The following is a 17,125-nucleotide window of genomic DNA, read 5'->3' as shown; positions in this document are numbered from 1 at the left end:
AATGAGCTTTAAAAAAGACTTTTTATGGGGTGGAGCTATCGCGGCCAATCAAGCAGAAGGTGCTTATAATGTTGGTGGTAAAGGACTGTCTGTAGCTGATATGAAAACAGTAGGTGGAAAAAATAAGGAACGTCATTTTACACCAGTGCTTGACGAGGAGACATATTACCCTTCACATCGCGCGATTGATTTCTATCATAATTACAAAGAAGACATTGCTTTATTTGCAGAAATGGGCTTTAAAACATTTAGACTGAGTATAAACTGGTCGCGCATTTTCCCTCAGGGAGACGAAACGCAACCTAATGAAGAAGGTTTACTCTTTTATGATCTCGTATTTGATGAATGTTTGAAACATGGCATTGAACCGTTGGTTACACTCAGTCACTTTGAAATTCCCTTGGGATTGATGGAAAAATATGACGGCTTTTTAAGCCGGGAAACCATTGATTTCTATGTGAATTATGCCAAAGTATGTTTTGAGCGCTACAAAGATAAAGTGAAATACTGGATCACTTTTAACGAACTAAATTTTGGTACAATGCCACACGGTGAACTTACAGTTTTAGGCCTTCATCCACATGGTGATTTTGCGCTCAATGCGATTCCAGAAGATGAGCATAAAAGATTTCAAGCCTTACACCATACTTTTATTGCCAGTGCAAAGGCGGTCATTGAGGGCCATAAGATTAATCCAGAGTTTAAGATTGGTTGTATGATTGCTCATTTGACTATGTACCCTCTTACACCAAACCCAGAAGATATCTTGCAAACCAAAGAATACGACCTGCTTGTGAATAAGTTTGTCGGTGATGTCCAAGTTAAAGGGAAATATCCAGCGCTTATCGAAAAATACTTTCAAAATAAAAAAATTGAAATCCAAAAAGAAGAAGGTGATGATGCGCTGCTCCAAGAAGGAAGAGTTGATATGTACACTTTCAGTTACTATATGACACTTTGCGTAACGACTCAAGAAGGGGCAGAGCCTTCGATGGGGAACTTGATGGGAGGTGCAGCAAATCCTTACTTGGAAGCCAGTGAATATGGCTGGCAGATTGATGCGACAGGGTTAGAATATACCTTAATGGATTTGTATGACCGCTATGAAGTCCCGCTCTTTGTTGTGGAAAACGGTTTAGGCATGGAAGACAAAGTCGAAGCAGATGGTACAATCAATGATGATTATCGTATCGATTATTTCCAAAAACATATCAAGGCGATGAGCCGTGCAATTGATAAAGGTGTGGATCTCCTGGGTTATACACCTTGGGGCTGTATTGATTTGGTTTCAGCAGGAACTGGGGAAATGCGGAAACGTTATGGTTTTATCTATGTAGATATGGACAATGACGGTAAAGGAACATTAAAACGTTCAAAGAAAAAATCCTTTGACTGGTACAAAGAAGTAATTGCCTCAAATGGCGAAACGATTTTAGGAGAAAAATAAAATGACATTTAAAAAAGACTTTTTATGGGGCGGTGCCACAGCTGCTAATCAATTGGAAGGTGCCTTTGATGTGGATGGAAAAGGACTTTCGGTTGCAGATGCGATGCCAGGTGGGAAAGAACGCTTAGAAATTCTCAATTCACCAGACTTTGACTGGACCATTGATGAAGACAAATATGTTTATCCTAACCACAAAGGGATTGATCATTACCATCATTTTAAAGAAGATATCGCCTTGTTCGCCGAGATGGGTTTTAAAGCTTATCGCTTTTCTGTAGCTTGGTCCCGCATCTTTCCGAAGGGAAACGAAAGTGAACCTAATGAAGCCGGTCTTAAATTCTACGACCAATTGATTGACGAATGTTTGAAATACAATATCGAACCTGTAGTCACAATTTCTCACTATGAAATGCCACTTCATCTTGCTAAAGAATATGGTGGATGGAAAAATCGTGAATTGATTGAGTTCTATGTTCGTTATGCCAAAGTTTTGTTGGAGCGTTATCAAGACAAAGTGAAATACTGGATGACTTTCAATGAAATTAACTCTGCAACTTTCTTTGCGGCTCTGGGTCAAGGTTTAGTACCTTCAAATGGTGGAGATGATAAAAAGAATGTCTTTCAAGCTTGGCATAATCAATTTGTTGCAAGTGCATTAACTGTAGAATTTGGACATGCCTTAAACAAAGATTTACACATCGGTTGTATGAGCATTTATTCGACAACTTATGCTTTTGATGCCAATCCAATCAATCAGATAGCTGCTCAACAAAGTATTCAAGAATTCAATTACTTCTGTAATGATGTTCAAGTGCGAGGGGAGTATCCTGTCTTTACATATCGACTTCATAAAAAATATGGAATTAAAAAAGAAGACTTAGAGATAACGAAAGAAGATTTGGAAACTTTGAAAAAAGGAACAGTCGATTACATCGGTTTTAGTTACTATATGTCAACTGTAGAATCGAAAACCCAAGAAGGAGTTGAAGCAAGTGGAAATATGGTACTCGGGGGTGTAAAAAATCCGTTTCTTAAAGAAAGTGAATGGGGTTGGGCCGTTGACCCTGATGGATTACGTTATGCCTTAAATGATCTTTATGGACGATATCAGGTTCCACTCTTTATAGTAGAAAATGGCTTAGGAGCTATTGATAAAGTTGAAGCTGACGGCAGCATTCAAGATGATTACCGTATCGATTATTTACGCAGACACATTATCGCCATGGAAGAAGCAGTTGAAGATGGTGTGGACTTGATGGGCTATACACCTTGGGGCTGTATTGACCTTGTTTCTGCCTCAACTGGAGAAATGAGCAAACGTTATGGCTTCATTTATGTGGATTTGGATGATGAAATTCATGGTACAGGAAAACGTTCGAAGAAAAAATCATTTGATTGGTATAAAGAAGTCATTGCATCAAACGGTCAAAGACTTTGAAATAAAAAACCACTTTAAGTGGTTTTTTTATTGAGAGCTTTATTAACAGGAGGTTTCCAAGTATCCTCTAGAAAATTACGGACAATCTGACTGAAATTTGTGGGACGAAAATAGAAACTCAGATGGCTTCCCCAAGGGATAATAAAAAACTGACTGTTAGGAATATGCTTTGCAATATCATGCGCATGGGCAGTTTTAACCACATCAAACTGGCCATTGATGACAAGTGTGGGAGCAGTGATATTTTCTAGTTCATTCATATTTTGAAGCACATCTTCTAAAAGAAGTTGCAAAGCAGGTGAGGGTCTACGCAGTAAATGTGCACAAATGTTTAGTGATTTTACTGTGAAGCGTACCAAGCTATAAAGTCCAGCATAGGTGGAATTGCCAGCGTTAAGGATTAAGCGATGTATGCGCGTAGGGTACTTGCTGGCTAGAAGCATTGCAATATTTGCGCCATCGCTGAAACCAAGCAGATTGATAGACTGAAGATCTTCAGCTTGCATCACTTCAAGTACATCCTCCATTAAACGATTAAAACTAAGTTTTTTTCCGCTAAAAAGACTTTTTCCATGACCGCGTGTATCGATTGAAATGCAAGTATAATCACCTTTTAGCCTTTTGATAAGTGGCTTAAAGATATTACTATTTTGTGAGTTGCCGTGCAACAGTAAAAGTGTAGGTCCTTTACCTTCAACTTTATAGTAAATTTTCACCTTATCACTTGTAATAATATATTTTTCCATGATTTTGTCCTTGATGTTAGTATAGCAGATTAGCTTGGGAAATGGGGGCTTGTAAAATAAATGAAATAACTGTAAAATAATCGCTCATATTGGTTGAGTGAAATAATAATTTTTGTTAGAATAAAGTGGCCAATAGTTTTATTAAAAAAAGATTATAAAACCAAGATTTTTTGATTGACTTGAGGAGATAAAATTAACAATGGCTGAAAAAAAATATAAACATATGAAGGTAAAGGAGCGTAAAGCTCTACCAAAGGTCACTCTAAGTGCAGCGGCAGTATTAGGCGTCGCTGCTTTTGGTGCGAATGCTCATGCGGATAGTACAACAACTGCTTCATCAGATTTCAAAGTGGTAACGAATGTAGATACTGTGACTCAGAACTCAGAGGTAAACAAGATTGAAGCTGGGGATGATGGGCAGTTGAGCAGTAGTAATTCAGAAAACTCAACGGATTCAACAAATTCAACGGACTCAGTTGACCCAACGGATCCAGTAGATCCAACGGACCCGGTTGACCCAACAGATCCAGTAGATCCTACAGACCCGGTTGACCCAACGGACCCAGTAGATCCTACAGACCCGGTTGACCCAACGGATCCAGTAGATCCTACAGACCCAGTTGACCCAACAGATCCTGGTAAACCTGTGAACCCTGAGAAACCAAAACCAGAAAAGCCGAAACCATCAAAGCCAAAGCCTTCTAAACCAAAACCATCAACGCCAAAACCTAGCACTCCGGCACCGGCGCCTACACCAGCTCCATCTGCACCTAACTATAATTATGTGGCACCCGTTTATTCTGGAGCAAATTATACAGCACAGGATGCGGTAACGACTTATAAACAGGCAAGTACAGATGGCGATTTGAAATTCAATAAAACAAATATTGCAGTACCTCCATTGACAAAAATTAACAACACAACTGTTGAAGATTTTATCAAAAGTATTGCTCCTCGAATTTCACAACTTGCAGGACAAAATAATCTCTATGCTTCTTTAATTATTGCACAAGCTATTTTGGAGTCAGGCTACGGACATAGTAATGTCGCATCTATCTACCACAATTTGTTTAATATCATTGGTGCATTTAATGGACAGTCCGTAACAATTTCTTCGGGAACTTATCGGGCCTATGATAATTTTGACCAATCCCTTGTAGATTACATCAACTTGATGTTGCATGGGACAACTTGGAACAGCAAGATTTATGCTGGAAGCTGGAAGGTCAATAGTGACAGTGTTGAGGATGCAGCACGTTCATTGCAAGGAATTTTTGCTACGGATCCGGAGTATGCGGCTAAGCTCATTCAAATTATTAAAGAATACAACTTGACTCAGTATGACGATATTGAAAACTTGTCAGATGAGTTTAAAAATCTTGATGCTCCTGCAAGTCCATTATTGGAAAAAATGCCGACTGACTTGAAATTCCCAGAATATGATGGCAAACAATATCCAGGTGCCTCAAGCTATGCTTGGGGAAATTGTACACAATATGTGTATAACCGTATCTTCCAATTGGGTGGAAAAATTGGCCAATTCATGGGTAATGGTGGCGTTTGGGGTTCAAACGGTGCCGCACAAGGTTATTACACAACGACTATTCCACAAGTGGGTTATGCGGTAAGTTTCCCACCGGGTGTAGCTGGAGCTTCTGCTGAGTATGGTCACGTTGCTTTTGTGGAAAAAGTAAATAAGGATGGTTCAATCCTTGTTTCCGAAATGAATGTTAAAGGCCTCAATGTTGTGGACTATCGTACGATATCTGCAAGCGATGCAAGTTTATCCACATATATTCAACCTAAAAAATAAAAAAACGGTTCGTAAGAACCTTTTTTTGTTCTTTTTAAAAAAAGTTAAAGAAAAAAATCAGTCCAAAGACTGAGATTATCCACAATAAAGTATGGGATAATTTAAATATAGAGATTGACAGATCTCAGTTCTATAACAGGAGGAACAAAAATGAATAAAAAAGATAGAATTATGGACTTGATGCGTCGGGGAATTATTACCGAAGATGAAGCTTTGGAATTGCTTGATAAATCAAATCCTATGGCTGAAGAAGGCCAAAGCGAAAATAAAGAAAAATTTAATTATACAGATACAGAGGGATTTGTTAACCACGAGGTTGACTTTATGGACTCCTTCAAAGGTATCATGGACCAAATCGTGTCAAAAGGAAAAGTAGTGTTCAAAGATGCTTCGAAAGCAATCGATGACAATATCGACTTCTCTAAAGGCTTTCCAAAAGTAAAATCAACAGTAAAAACTGTGGAAAAAGATATTGACGGCGACTTTCATTCCGTTAATTTAGACATTAAGGCAGGTAAAATTTCCGTTTATCCTGGTGAAAATGCTCATGTAAAAGCTGAATACAGAATTTACGGTGCAGTGGATCAAGAAAAAATTGATGAATATCTGGCTGAAAAAACAAAACTCGAAGTTAACGACGGCGTTTTAGAGATTACGACATCTGATAGCTTGCGTACAGCTGTTAATTTGGAACTTTACTTACCTGAAAAAGTGTATGAAACTTTTGATTTCAAGTTTGCACATGGGGATATTAAAGTAGAAAAAATAGCAGTGGATAACTTAGAGATTGATCAAGTCAATGGTGAAGTTGAACTTGTGGAAACAACCAACAAAGACATTAACGTAACTATTAAAAATGGTGAAATTAAAGTTTTAGATGGTTCAACAAATGTTTTGAAGTTGAATTCAGTCAATGGTAACATTCGAGTTACATCAGCTTTTGAAGATGGAGATGTCAACTTGGTTAATGGGAATATTCTCTTGACACAAAACCAAGATACACCAAGAAAATTAATGGTGAAAAATGTCAATGGTGATGTGAAACTTTCTGTACCAGAATATCTCGGTCTTGTTGGACATGTGCGTACAGTCTTTGGTGGCTATAAAACACGTTTGAACTTGGATAATCCTTTTGAAGCAAGTCGTAACGGTGCGGCAGTCGTTCGTACTGGTCCAGATACTTTAACCTTTGAACTCGAAACAAAATCAGGAACAATCTGGCTTAAAGATATTGACTAAGCAGAAATCCTTCCAAACTTTTTAGAAAGGAAAACATATGTCTAAAAGACAACTTACAAAATCATCGAGTAACCGTATGCTGACGGGGACCATAGCTGGCGTAGGCGAGTATTTTGGCTTAAGTCGTGATATAATTACACTAATGCGTATTTTGTATGTGTTCTTCGCTTTAGGAAGTTTTGGAACACTTGCACTTGTATATATCGTAGCGAGTTGGCTAATACCTAGCCCTCATTAATCATTCGAAGGACAGCTTCTAGAAAGGAAAGAAAATGTCTCAAAAACAATTAACAAAATCACCAAACAATCGAATGTTGACGGGTACGATTGCAGGTATCTGTGAATACTTTGGTTGGAGCCCTGATATCATTACTTTTGTACGGATCTTGTATGTCCTCTTAGCTTTCGGAAGTTGGGGAAGTCTTATTCCTGTATACTTTATTGCCAGTTGGATTATTCCAAGTGCTGGAAGTAATGCTGGGAGACAAAACTACCGCAGAACAAATGAAGAAAACTGGTCAAGCTATGCGGACCGTTGGCAAAGCAAATCTTCATCTCACTCATCTGGCCGTAAGATGAAAGAGGCTGAACCAGTTGAAGATGAGAAAAAAGATGACTGGTCAGATTTTTAAAAAATAATAATTCCGAATTTCCTAAACTCCTAATAATATAAATGAAAAAATTAAAACTGGACGTCCATCACGTCCAGTTTTTTAGCGAGATTTCACCGCTTGAGAGAGTTTTTATCTGACCATCTTCAAGGTGAACAATGAGTTGACCAGATGGTGTTAAGTCTACTGCGGTACCTCTATATAAGACTTTATTTTCCTCAAATTCTACTGTTTTCCCAAGAATGAAGGAATGAGTTTTATAAATTTCAAAGAAGTCTCTTTTAGAGAGCTGATGAAATTCTGACCAGATTTTGGCAACAAGCTCAGAGCGTGTTATTGTAGGAGTTTCTGTAAATAATGAGCCAGCTTTGTGAGCGATTGCTTCAGGAAATGTTGAAATATGAAAATTTATTCCGATGCCTAAGGCGATCTGCAAACTCGTATCTGGTTGGACTTGGGCCTCTGCGAGAATCCCTACAATTTTTTTATGATTGAGATAAATATCGTTGACCCATTTAATATCTACTTTCTTTGTGGTCAGTGTTTCAATTGCTGAAACGACAGCTGCAGCGGCAAGCAGTGTGTAATTAGGCAGAGTTCCCAAAGATCCGACAGGCTTTAAGAGGAGTGTCATATAGATACCTCCTTCAGGACTGGCATAGTATTCCCGCCCAAAACGGCCATAAATACCTGTTTGTTTTTCAGACATATATAAAGTGTTGGCTTGACCATCAGCTTTAGCATCCAACTGTGTTGAGATGGATTCATCAAGGATTTTAACGTCGTTTAACCAAGGATTAGCATCTAAAATAATTTTTTTATCTAAAGGATTTTTCATTTAGGCAAAGTATATCAAAAATTCTCTTTTTGTGCTAAAATAAAGGAGTTACAATTTCCGATGGCGGGAGAGAACTCTCCAAGTGAGCAATCACTACCATTAAGCCTGTAACCGAAAAATACTTAAGAAGTAGGGGAAATAAAGAATGTCAGAAAAACGTCTATTCACATCAGAATCAGTTTCAGAAGGACATCCAGATAAGGTTGCTGACCAAATCTCGGATGCTATCCTTGATGCCATTGTGGCACAAGACCCAGATGCACACGTAGCCTGTGAAACAGTAGTTTACACAGGTACAGTTAATGTATTTGGGGAGATATCAACATCAGCTTATGTTGATATTGCTGGAGTGGTTCGTGAGACAATCAAAAATATTGGCTATACAGACAGTGAAAATGGATTTGACTATAAATCAGTCGGTGTCCATGTTTCACTTGTAGAGCAGTCACCAGATATTGCCCAAGGGGTAAACGAAGCAGAAGAAGTTCGTGGTAAAGATGGAAAAATCATTGATCCACTTGATCTTATCGGTGCTGGTGACCAAGGGATGATGTTTGGTTATGCAACCAACGAAACAGAAGAATATATGCCACTTGCGATTTCACTTAGCCATAAGCTAGTGAAAAAATTAGCAGACTTACGTAAGTCAGGTGATATCAGCTACCTTCGTCCAGATGCAAAATCACAAGTTACAGTAGAATATGATGAAGCAGGACAAGTTAAGCGTGTAGATACAGTGGTTATTTCAACACAACACGCAGCTGAAGCTACTAATGAAGAAATTCGCCGAGATGTTATTGAAAAAGTAATCAAGGAAGTTATTCCGGAAAATCTTCTTGATGATGAAACAAAATACTTTATTAATCCAACAGGTCGCTTTGTTATTGGTGGACCTCAAGGAGATTCTGGTTTGACTGGCCGTAAGATAATCGTAGACACTTATGGTGGGTACGCACCTCATGGTGGTGGTGCTTTCTCAGGTAAAGATGCCACAAAAGTTGACCGTTCAGCTTCATACGCAGCACGTTATGTTGCCAAAAATATTGTTGCTGCCGGTTTGGCAGATAAAGCTCAAGTCCAATTGTCTTATGCGATTGGTGTAGCTACACCAACCTCTGTAAATATTGAAACCTTTGGTACTGGAAAAGTTTCTGACGACATCTTATTGGCAGCTATCCGTGAAAACTTTGATTTGCGTCCGGCTGGTATCATCGAAATGCTAGATTTGCTCCGCCCAATTTATGGACAAACCGCCGCTTATGGTCATTTTGGTCGTACAGACATTGATCTTCCATGGGAACGTTTAGACAAGGTTGAAACACTTAAAGAATTGCTTTAAACAACAAAACTGTGTTATTATGCACAGTTTTTTTATTTTATAAAAATGCTATAAAGGACGTTATTACGCAGTTGCTTTACTGGTTTTACTAATCATAATCTTTCATCTTTCACTCTTCAGGATATCATGCTTTTAAAATCAAAATGTCAAAAAGTTGAAAGCGGTAAAATACTTAATTGAAACATATCCTAAAAAATGGTAAAATATAGGGAGTGTTTCTCTGCAAACACATATGATTTATAATCAAGCTATCTGCCTTATTGAACCGCGATAAGGCAGGTATGAATAAAAGGAGACAAATGAACGTCATATCACTCGTTCTGCTTGTCTTGTTGATTGTATTGGTTATTGCCTTTATTTTTTATGCCCAAAATATTAAGAAAAACAAGCAAGATGCTGAGAGTCTTTTTATGCAGGCAGAAAACAAGGCAAATGAGATAACGGCAAATGCACAGCGTGATGCTGCTCTTGTAAGAAAAGAAGCGGAAATCCTGAGGGACGAAGCAGAAGCATTCAAGAAAGAAGCGCGCTTTAATCTTCGCGAAGAAGAACAAAAGCAACGCCGTGAAATCGAAGATGAATTTAAGCAAGATCGTAAGGAGTTAAAAGAAACTGAACAACGCCTAAAACAACGTGAAGAAGTTCTAGACCGTAAGGATGATAAACTTACAAATAAAGAACGTAGCTTAGACTCTAAAGAGGAAGCGCTCTCTAAAAAAACTGATACACTCAATAAACGTGAGCAAGAACTTTTAGAAATTGAAGAAAAGAAACAAGAAGAATTAGAACGTATCGCTGCTTTAACAAAAGATGAAGCGAAAGAAATCATTCTTAGTGAAACCCGTGATGGTTTAACCAAAGAAATGGCACAGCTGATACGTTCAAGTGAAGAAAAAGCACATGCTGAAGCTGATAAACGTGCGAAAAACATTGTTTCACTTGCAATCCAACGTGTCTCTAGTGATTCGGTTGCTGAACAAACGGTATCAGTAGTTACTTTACCAGATGATGGCATGAAGGGACGGATTATCGGACGTGAAGGTCGGAATATCCGCACCTTTGAAGCCTTGACGGGTATTGACGTAATTATTGATGATACTCCAGAAGCTGTTGTATTATCTGGCTTTGATCCGATTAGACGTGAGATTGCACGAATGACCTTGGAGCAACTGGTTCAAGATGGTCGTATTCACCCTGCACGTATTGAGGAACTTGTTGAGAAAAATCGCAAAGCATTGGATCACAAGATGCGCGAGTATGGCGAACAAGCTGCCTTTGAAGTGGGAGCACATAACCTCCATCCAGATTTAATGAAAATCATGGGTCGCTTGCATTTCCGTACTTCTTATGGTCAAAATGTTCTTGACCATTCAGTTGAGGTGGCAAATGTTGCTGGAAACCTTGCTGGAGAGATGGGCGAAAATGTGAGTCTTGCAAAACGTGCCGGCTTCTTACATGATATCGGTAAAGCTCTGGATCATGAAGTTGAAGGTAGCCACGTCGAGATTGGTACAGAACTTGCACGTAAGTACAAGGAAAATCCAGTCGTTATTAATACTATTGCGAGTCACCATGGAGATACAGAACCAAACAGTAATATTGCTACTTTGGTTGCTGCAGCTGATGCTTTAAGTGCAGCACGTCCTGGGGCACGTCGTGAGTCGATTGAAAATTATATTAAACGTCTGCGTGATTTGGAAAATATCTCAACAAGCTTTGACGGTGTTGAAAGTGCCTTTGCATTACAGGCAGGACGTGAAGTTCGTGTCATGGTTAAGCCAGAAAAGCTTACAGATGATCAAATCGTAATTCTTGCACGAGATGTGAAAAATCGTATTGAAGACGAGATGGATTATCCAGGAAATATTAAAGTTACAGTTATTCGTGAAACACGGGCTATTGACTATGCAAAATAAAAAGTACTCCCAGCAGTACTTTTTTATTTTGAAGAAGAATAAAAAAGTTATGTTACGTTTAAATTAATTAAAGTTACTTTGTGTTACGCAAAGTGGATATATAAGCCCAACTTTGCTAGAATAGATTGTAAACAATAAGTGAGGTTAAAAAGATGCCCGAACGTGGTTTATTAATTGTCTTTTCTGGTCCTTCGGGAGTAGGAAAAGGTACTGTCCGTGCGAAAATTTTTGAAAATGAAAATAACTTTGATTACTCTGTATCAATGACAACACGTGCACAACGCCCTGGTGAAGTAGATGGAAAAGATTATTATTTCCGCACACGTGAAGAGTTTGAAGAAATGATACGTAAAGGTGAGATGTTAGAGTATGCTGAATATGTCGGCAATTACTACGGTACACCTTTAACCTATGTCAATCAAACTTTAGATGAAGGTAAGGATGTATTTCTTGAAATCGAAGTGCAAGGAGCCTTGCAAGTTAAGGAGAAAGTACCAGATGGTGTATTTGTCTTCTTGACGCCCCCGGATTTGGAGGAGCTACGTGGTCGACTTGTTGGCCGTGGTACTGATAGTGCAGAAGTAATCAATAACCGGATGATGAAAGCAAAAGAAGAAATTCGCTTGATGAGTGAATACGACTATGCTGTTGTCAATGATAAGGTTGAACTTGCTGCAGAACGTGTCATCAAGATTATTGAGGCAGAACATTATCGTGTCGATCGTGTAATGGAGCGTTATGCACATATGATTGAGAAGTTAGACGAAGACGGTAAAAATTAAAAACAAGAGGCTTGAGATTTTAGCTGAAAGACGCTTAGGTTGTTTTAAAGTAAGAAGAACCCATTGGTGACTGAGATCCAATGAAACAGCGTACAGAAAAGAAAAGAGGAAACTGATATGATGTTAGAACCTTCAATTGACAAATTACTCCAACACGTGGATTCAAAATATTCACTCGTTGTTTTGGAAGCCAAACGTGCTCATGAATTGCGTGATGGCGAACGTCCTACAATGGAATTTAAATCTGTTAAACGTACATTACAAGCCTTGGAAGAAATCGCGGCAGGAACAGTAACGATTCACCCTTCGCCAGATGCTAAACGTGAAACATTGAAAGAAAAACGTGAATTAGAACGTCTTCAACAAAAAATGGCTGAAAAACTTATCCGCGAACAAATCGCGAAAGAAGAAGCCGAAGAAGAAGCAAAACAAAAAGGTAATCGTGCAGCTAAAGCAGCTGCAGCTGCAGCTGAATAAGAAATAGTACCAGCTTTCAAAGATTTATTTTATATAGAAAATCTTTGGAAGTTTTTCTTTATCCCAAATTCAGAGTTGACATTCGGTTAGCTCTTTTTGCTATAATTAAATTACTATATTTAGATACAGAAGAAGTAAGCAGAGGAGAAAAATGTTCAAAAAAACAGCACGAATTATTGTAGATGTTCCTCTGATGCAGATAGACAAACCGTTCTCCTATGCTATTCCTACAGAATTGCAAGAGTTGATTGAGCCAGGAATGCGCGTTCATGTTCCCTTTGGTAAAGGCAATCGGCTGGTTCAAGGAATTATTATTGAAAGTGTAGATGAGGAAGAAGAGGGACTCAAAGAAATAGCGGAGCTGCTCGACTTAGAGCCTGTTTTGACAAAGGAACAACTCCGCTTGGCAGATGAAATGCGCCATACTGTCTTTTCTTACAAAATTTCTTGCCTTAAAGCCATGTTGCCTAATTTATTGAATTCAAGCTATGATAAGATTTTGACTAATCAAGAAGGCATTCAAACCAAATGGAGCGCGCTTAGTGAAAGTCAAAAAGTCCGAGCATTAAAAGATGTCAAGTCAGGAAAGTTATCCGTTAACTACTCTGCAAAGTCAAAAGAAAATAAGAAAACAGAAAAGTATTTAAAGGCTAATGCTAAATTGGCTACCTTTGAGATTGGCAAAGCGGCCAAAAAAAGAGCAGAATTGAAAGATTATCTTTTAAACCAAGAAGCAAGTGTGCGTCAAAAAGACTTACCATTTTCTTCGGCTATCATCAAGTATTTTATAGAAAATGAACTTGTTGAAGTGACTGAAAAAGAGATTTCAAGAACAGCGGCTGTTTTTGAAGCTGTCGTTCCTGATAAAGCAAAAGTTTTGAATCATGAGCAGCAACTTGCCTTTGAGGCAATTGTTTCTTCTGCAGAAAAGCCCTTTTTACTGGAAGGAATTACAGGATCAGGAAAGACAGAAATTTATTTACAGGTTATTGAACATTTTTTGGAAAAGGGACAAACTGCAATTATGCTGGTGCCTGAGATTTCTCTAACACCACAAATGTCTAATCGTTTTATTGCGCGCTTTGGGGAAAAAGTTGCGATTATGCATTCGGGACTTTCGGACGGTGAAAAATATGACGAATGGCGTAAGATAAAGGAAGGACGAGCTCAGGTTGTTGTGGGGGCGCGTTCCGCTATCTTCGCACCTTTAGAAAATATTGGGGTTATTATTATTGATGAGGAGCATGAAACAAGCTACAAGCAAGATTCGAGCCCACGTTACCATGCCAGAGATATTGCCTTATTACGTGCACAATATCATCATGCACGGTTAGTTCTCGGTTCAGCGACCCCTAGTCTCGAAAGCCGAGCACGTGCTCAGCGAAATGTTTATCATTTATTGACACTCACACATCGAGCTAATGACCAAGCTTTCCTACCTGAAGTTCAAATCGTAGATATGCGTAATAACCTTAGTGACAAGTCGGCCAATTTCTCAGATATTTTACTACAAAAAATTCGCGAAAAAATTGAGCGAAATGAACAAGTAATCTTGATGCTTAACCGTCGGGGTTATAGTTCTTTTGTGATGTGTAGAGATTGTGGTTTTGTTGTTGAATGCCCGAACTGTGATATTTCTTTGACCCTTCATATGGATACAAAAACTTTGAATTGCCATTATTGTGGTCATCAAGAGGGGATTCCACAAACATGTCCGAGCTGTCAAAGTCGAAAAATACGGTATTATGGCTCAGGTACGCAGAAGGTTCAAGAAGAATTAGAAAAACTTCTACCAGAAATCCGCATTTTACGTATGGATGTTGATACAACAAAAACAAAAAATGCCCATGAGAAAATTTTAAAGAAATTTGGTCATCATGAGGCAGATGTACTTTTAGGAACACAAATGATTGCGAAGGGACTGGATTTTCCTAATGTGACACTGGTCGGTGTGATTAATGCGGACACTGGTTTAAATCTCCCCGATTTTCGAGCAAGTGAGCGCAGTTTTCAGCTGCTCATGCAAGTTGCAGGACGTGCTGGGCGTGCGGATAAAAAAGGTGAAGTTATCATCCAAACATTTAATCCAGGTCACTATGCGGTTAAACTTGTTGCTGATCAAGATTATGAAGCCTTCTACCGTCAAGAGATGTATTACCGGCAACAACTTTCTTATCCGCCCTATTATTTTACGGTTCAGATCTTAGTTAGTCATAAGGATGAGGATACAGTTGCAAAAAAAGCTTATGAGATAGCAAGCATAATTAAGGCCAGTTTATCAGAGAAGGCTAAAATATTAGGACCAACTCCAAAACCTATTGCACGAACACATAATCTTTATCATTATCAGATACTGGTGAAGTATCGTTTTGAGGAGCAACTGGAAGAAGTCTTAAATCAGGTCCTTGATTTAACACAAAAACGTGAAAATAAAGATGTTAGAGTTCTTATCGATAGTGAACCCCAAAGTTTTGTATAAAAATGACAAGCTACTTGTCGTTTTTTTTGTGGAACATTGTCTGAATTTTATCAGGTTTTCATTGCTTACATTTTTAAAGTTAGCACTATATGTTGTGTTGTGTTATAATTAAAAATGCCTTTAACCACTACATGTTGTGTTTGTGCGTTGGGGCGATTTTGAACAAAAAAAGTGTGTTCATGAGCTCAATGAACCTTTTCAAATAGTATTCTGGGAGTAAGAATACAAAAAGTTAGGAAGGAAAAAATGGCAGTGTTAGTATTAGCTGGAACAATTGGAGCTGGCAAAAGTTCACTTACAGAGATGTTAGCAGAAGAGCTGGGAACAGAGGCGTTCTATGAGAGTGTAGATGATAATGAGGTTTTGCCTCTCTTTTATCAAGATCCACAAAAATATGCCTTCTTGTTGCAAATCTATTTTTTAAATAAGAGATTTGACTCGATTAAAAGAGCACTTTCGCATAACAATAACGTGCTTGATCGTTCAATTTATGAGGACAGTTTGCTTTTTCACCTGAATGCAGATTTGGGACGAGCAACAGAGATTGAAGTAGAGGTTTATGATGCTTTACTGGAAAATATGTTAGAGGAAATCAATACGCTAACTTTTAAAAAGCGCCCTGATTTATTGATTCATGTAAGTGTATCTTTTGAAAAAATGTTGGAACGTATCCAAAAAAGAGGACGCGAATTTGAACAATTGGAATACGATAGTTCATTGTATGGCTATTATCAAGAGTTAAACAAGCGTTACGAAAAATGGTTTGAGGATTTTGATATTTGTCCTAAAATTCAGATTGACGGCGATAAGTATGATTTTGTTGAGGATGAAGAAGCAAAATTGTTTGTCCTTGAACAAATTAAAGATAAACTCGCAGAAATTGAGAAGGAGAACAACAAATGAATCTGACTGTTTTCTTATCGGCTCGTGATGGGAAAAATCCGACACATTTATTACGTAGCAAGAAACTCGGTGAAGCGATAACGCGTTGTGGACATACCTTAGTTTATGGAGGTTCCCAAGAAGGATGTATGGGTGCTGTATCAGATGCGGTGCTAGAGAATAAAGGACAAGTTATTGCTGTTTACCCGGATGGGGTTTTGCCTTTAGAACCACCTCGCCAAAATGCAACAGAGCTCTATCTGGCCAAAAATATGGATGAACGCAAGCGCAAGTTGATTGATCTGGGCGAAGCATTTATTATTTTGCCTGGAGGATTTGGGACAATGGAAGAAGTTTTTCAACTCTTGACAGAAATGAGTATTGGGCAAACAGCAATTCGCCCAGTTATTTTCATTGATAAAGACTTTTATCTTCCTTTATTTAATATGATTCAACAACAAACCCAAGAAGAAATGTTATCTTTAGAAGTTTTAGAAGCCGTTCATCTTGTTGAAACAACCGAACAAGCAATGGAGTTATTAGGAGATTTAAATTATGAACAAGCCATTTGAACAGGCAGTAAAAGTATATCTTGCAGCACCCTTTTTCAGCGAGAGTCAAATTCAAAAAGTGAAAAAATTAGAAGCAGCACTTGCAAGTAATGAAACAGTAGCGTCTTATTTTAGTCCGATGCGTTGCCAACGTCCAGAAGGATTAGCAGAGGATATTGAGCCATTTACACCAGTGTGGGCAAAAGCTACGATGGAAAACGATGTTAAAGAAGTTGAAGCTGCTGATGTGATTGTTGCCATCTTGGATTATGATGGCCAGGATACTGATTCGGGCACTGCATGGGAATTAGGCTATGCGATTGCGAAAGGCAAACCGACTTTCTTAGTACGTTTTGAGGAAGATGTACCGGGAAATATTATGCTCACAGAGCGAAATACCGCCTTCTTTACCGAAGCTGAGCAAGTAGAAACATATGATTTTATGGAAGCTCAAACTATACCTTATACCGGCAAATATATATAGTTATTATTTATTTTTTATTCATTTCGGGGCGAACAAATAACAAAAAGAGAGGTATTGATTTTCTCTCTTTTTTCTTTTTTATC

Annotated in this window: 16 protein-coding genes; 14 read left to right on the top strand and 2 right to left on the bottom strand. The window is 38.3% G+C overall.

From position 1 onward, the window contains the following. Position 1 precedes the first annotated feature (1 nt). Together P3G65_RS09355 and P3G65_RS09350 are read left to right on the top strand one after the other, a co-directional pair. Entirely contained in the window at positions 2-1,447 is a 1,446-nt protein-coding gene (locus tag P3G65_RS09355) for a glycoside hydrolase family 1 protein (protein WP_017370542.1), read from the top strand. A gap of 1 nt (position 1,448) precedes the next feature. Beyond that, positions 1,449-2,885, top strand: coding sequence for a glycoside hydrolase family 1 protein (locus P3G65_RS09350; protein WP_017370543.1), 1,437 nt, complete (start codon positions 1,449-1,451; stop codon positions 2,883-2,885). A 14-nt stretch (positions 2,886-2,899) separates the two neighbouring features. Here P3G65_RS09350 and P3G65_RS09345 read toward each other — a convergent pair whose 3' ends face one another. Further along, on the bottom strand, positions 2,900-3,631 hold the full coding sequence (locus P3G65_RS09345; protein WP_019292179.1) for an alpha/beta fold hydrolase: 732 nt from the start codon (positions 3,629-3,631) through the stop codon (positions 2,900-2,902). A gap of 199 nt (positions 3,632-3,830) precedes the next feature. On the opposite strand from P3G65_RS09345, the gene P3G65_RS09340 reads away from it, so the two are divergent. From P3G65_RS09340 to P3G65_RS09325, 4 genes are all read left to right on the top strand, one after another. Next, positions 3,831-5,444 carry a glucosaminidase domain-containing protein gene (locus P3G65_RS09340; RefSeq protein WP_019292178.1) on the top strand — a complete coding sequence of 538 codons (1,614 nt, stop codon included), beginning with the start codon at positions 3,831-3,833 and terminating at the stop codon, positions 5,442-5,444. Between the two features lie 150 nt (positions 5,445-5,594). Next, positions 5,595-6,683: a DUF4097 domain-containing protein gene (locus P3G65_RS09335; protein WP_017370546.1), complete on the top strand. Its 1,089-nt coding sequence runs from the start codon at positions 5,595-5,597 to the stop codon at positions 6,681-6,683. Positions 6,684-6,720: 37 nt separating this feature from the next. Further along, entirely contained in the window at positions 6,721-6,921 is a 201-nt protein-coding gene (locus P3G65_RS09330; protein ID WP_017369124.1) for a PspC domain-containing protein, read from the top strand. 34 nt (positions 6,922-6,955) lie between these two features. Beyond that, entirely contained in the window at positions 6,956-7,315 is a 360-nt protein-coding gene (locus tag P3G65_RS09325) for a PspC domain-containing protein (RefSeq protein WP_017370547.1), read from the top strand. A 67-nt stretch (positions 7,316-7,382) separates the two neighbouring features. On the opposite strand, the gene P3G65_RS09320 is transcribed toward P3G65_RS09325, so the two are convergent. After that, on the bottom strand, positions 7,383-8,132 hold the full coding sequence (locus P3G65_RS09320; RefSeq protein ID WP_019292177.1) for a biotin--[acetyl-CoA-carboxylase] ligase: 750 nt from the start codon (positions 8,130-8,132) through the stop codon (positions 7,383-7,385). A gap of 145 nt (positions 8,133-8,277) precedes the next feature. On the opposite strand from P3G65_RS09320, the gene metK reads away from it, so the two are divergent. From metK to P3G65_RS09280, 8 genes are all read left to right on the top strand, one after another. Continuing rightward, the gene (gene metK / locus P3G65_RS09315; RefSeq protein ID WP_017370549.1) at positions 8,278-9,471 is read left to right on the top strand and encodes a methionine adenosyltransferase; all 1,194 of its coding nucleotides are present in this window, start codon (positions 8,278-8,280) and stop codon (positions 9,469-9,471) included. A 299-nt stretch (positions 9,472-9,770) separates the two neighbouring features. Beyond that, complete coding sequence (rny, locus tag P3G65_RS09310; RefSeq protein WP_017370550.1) at positions 9,771-11,387, top strand: ribonuclease Y; 1,617 nt, start codon at positions 9,771-9,773, stop codon at positions 11,385-11,387. Positions 11,388-11,539: 152 nt separating this feature from the next. Further along, positions 11,540-12,169 (top strand): guanylate kinase, encoded by a 630-nt coding sequence (gene gmk / locus P3G65_RS09305; RefSeq protein ID WP_017369120.1) that lies wholly within the window; start codon positions 11,540-11,542, stop codon positions 12,167-12,169. A gap of 117 nt (positions 12,170-12,286) precedes the next feature. After that, a complete protein-coding gene (gene rpoZ, locus P3G65_RS09300; protein ID WP_003133436.1) occupies positions 12,287-12,646 on the top strand; it encodes a DNA-directed RNA polymerase subunit omega in 360 nt (119 codons plus the stop codon). A 151-nt stretch (positions 12,647-12,797) separates the two neighbouring features. Beyond that, positions 12,798-15,125, top strand: coding sequence for a primosomal protein N' (locus P3G65_RS09295; RefSeq protein ID WP_017370551.1), 2,328 nt, complete (start codon positions 12,798-12,800; stop codon positions 15,123-15,125). 246 nt (positions 15,126-15,371) lie between these two features. Beyond that, positions 15,372-16,028 carry a deoxynucleoside kinase gene (locus P3G65_RS09290; protein ID WP_019292455.1) on the top strand — a complete coding sequence of 219 codons (657 nt, stop codon included), beginning with the start codon at positions 15,372-15,374 and terminating at the stop codon, positions 16,026-16,028. Beyond that, positions 16,025-16,579 (top strand): TIGR00730 family Rossman fold protein, encoded by a 555-nt coding sequence (locus P3G65_RS09285; protein ID WP_017370553.1) that lies wholly within the window; start codon positions 16,025-16,027, stop codon positions 16,577-16,579. The genes P3G65_RS09290 and P3G65_RS09285 overlap by 4 nt, the downstream gene beginning before the upstream one ends. Further along, a complete protein-coding gene (locus P3G65_RS09280; protein WP_017370554.1) occupies positions 16,563-17,042 on the top strand; it encodes a nucleoside 2-deoxyribosyltransferase in 480 nt (159 codons plus the stop codon). Before P3G65_RS09285 ends, P3G65_RS09280 begins: the two co-directional genes overlap by 17 nt. The last annotated feature ends 83 nt before the right edge of the window (positions 17,043-17,125 follow it).

The organism is Lactococcus sp. bn62 (genome assembly GCF_029492705.2).
In the GTDB taxonomy this organism is placed as follows: Bacteria; Bacillota; Bacilli; order Lactobacillales; family Streptococcaceae; genus Lactococcus; species Lactococcus petauri.
Note: the sequence above shows the minus strand (reverse complement) of the source record. Positions and strands in the feature narration are given on the sequence as shown.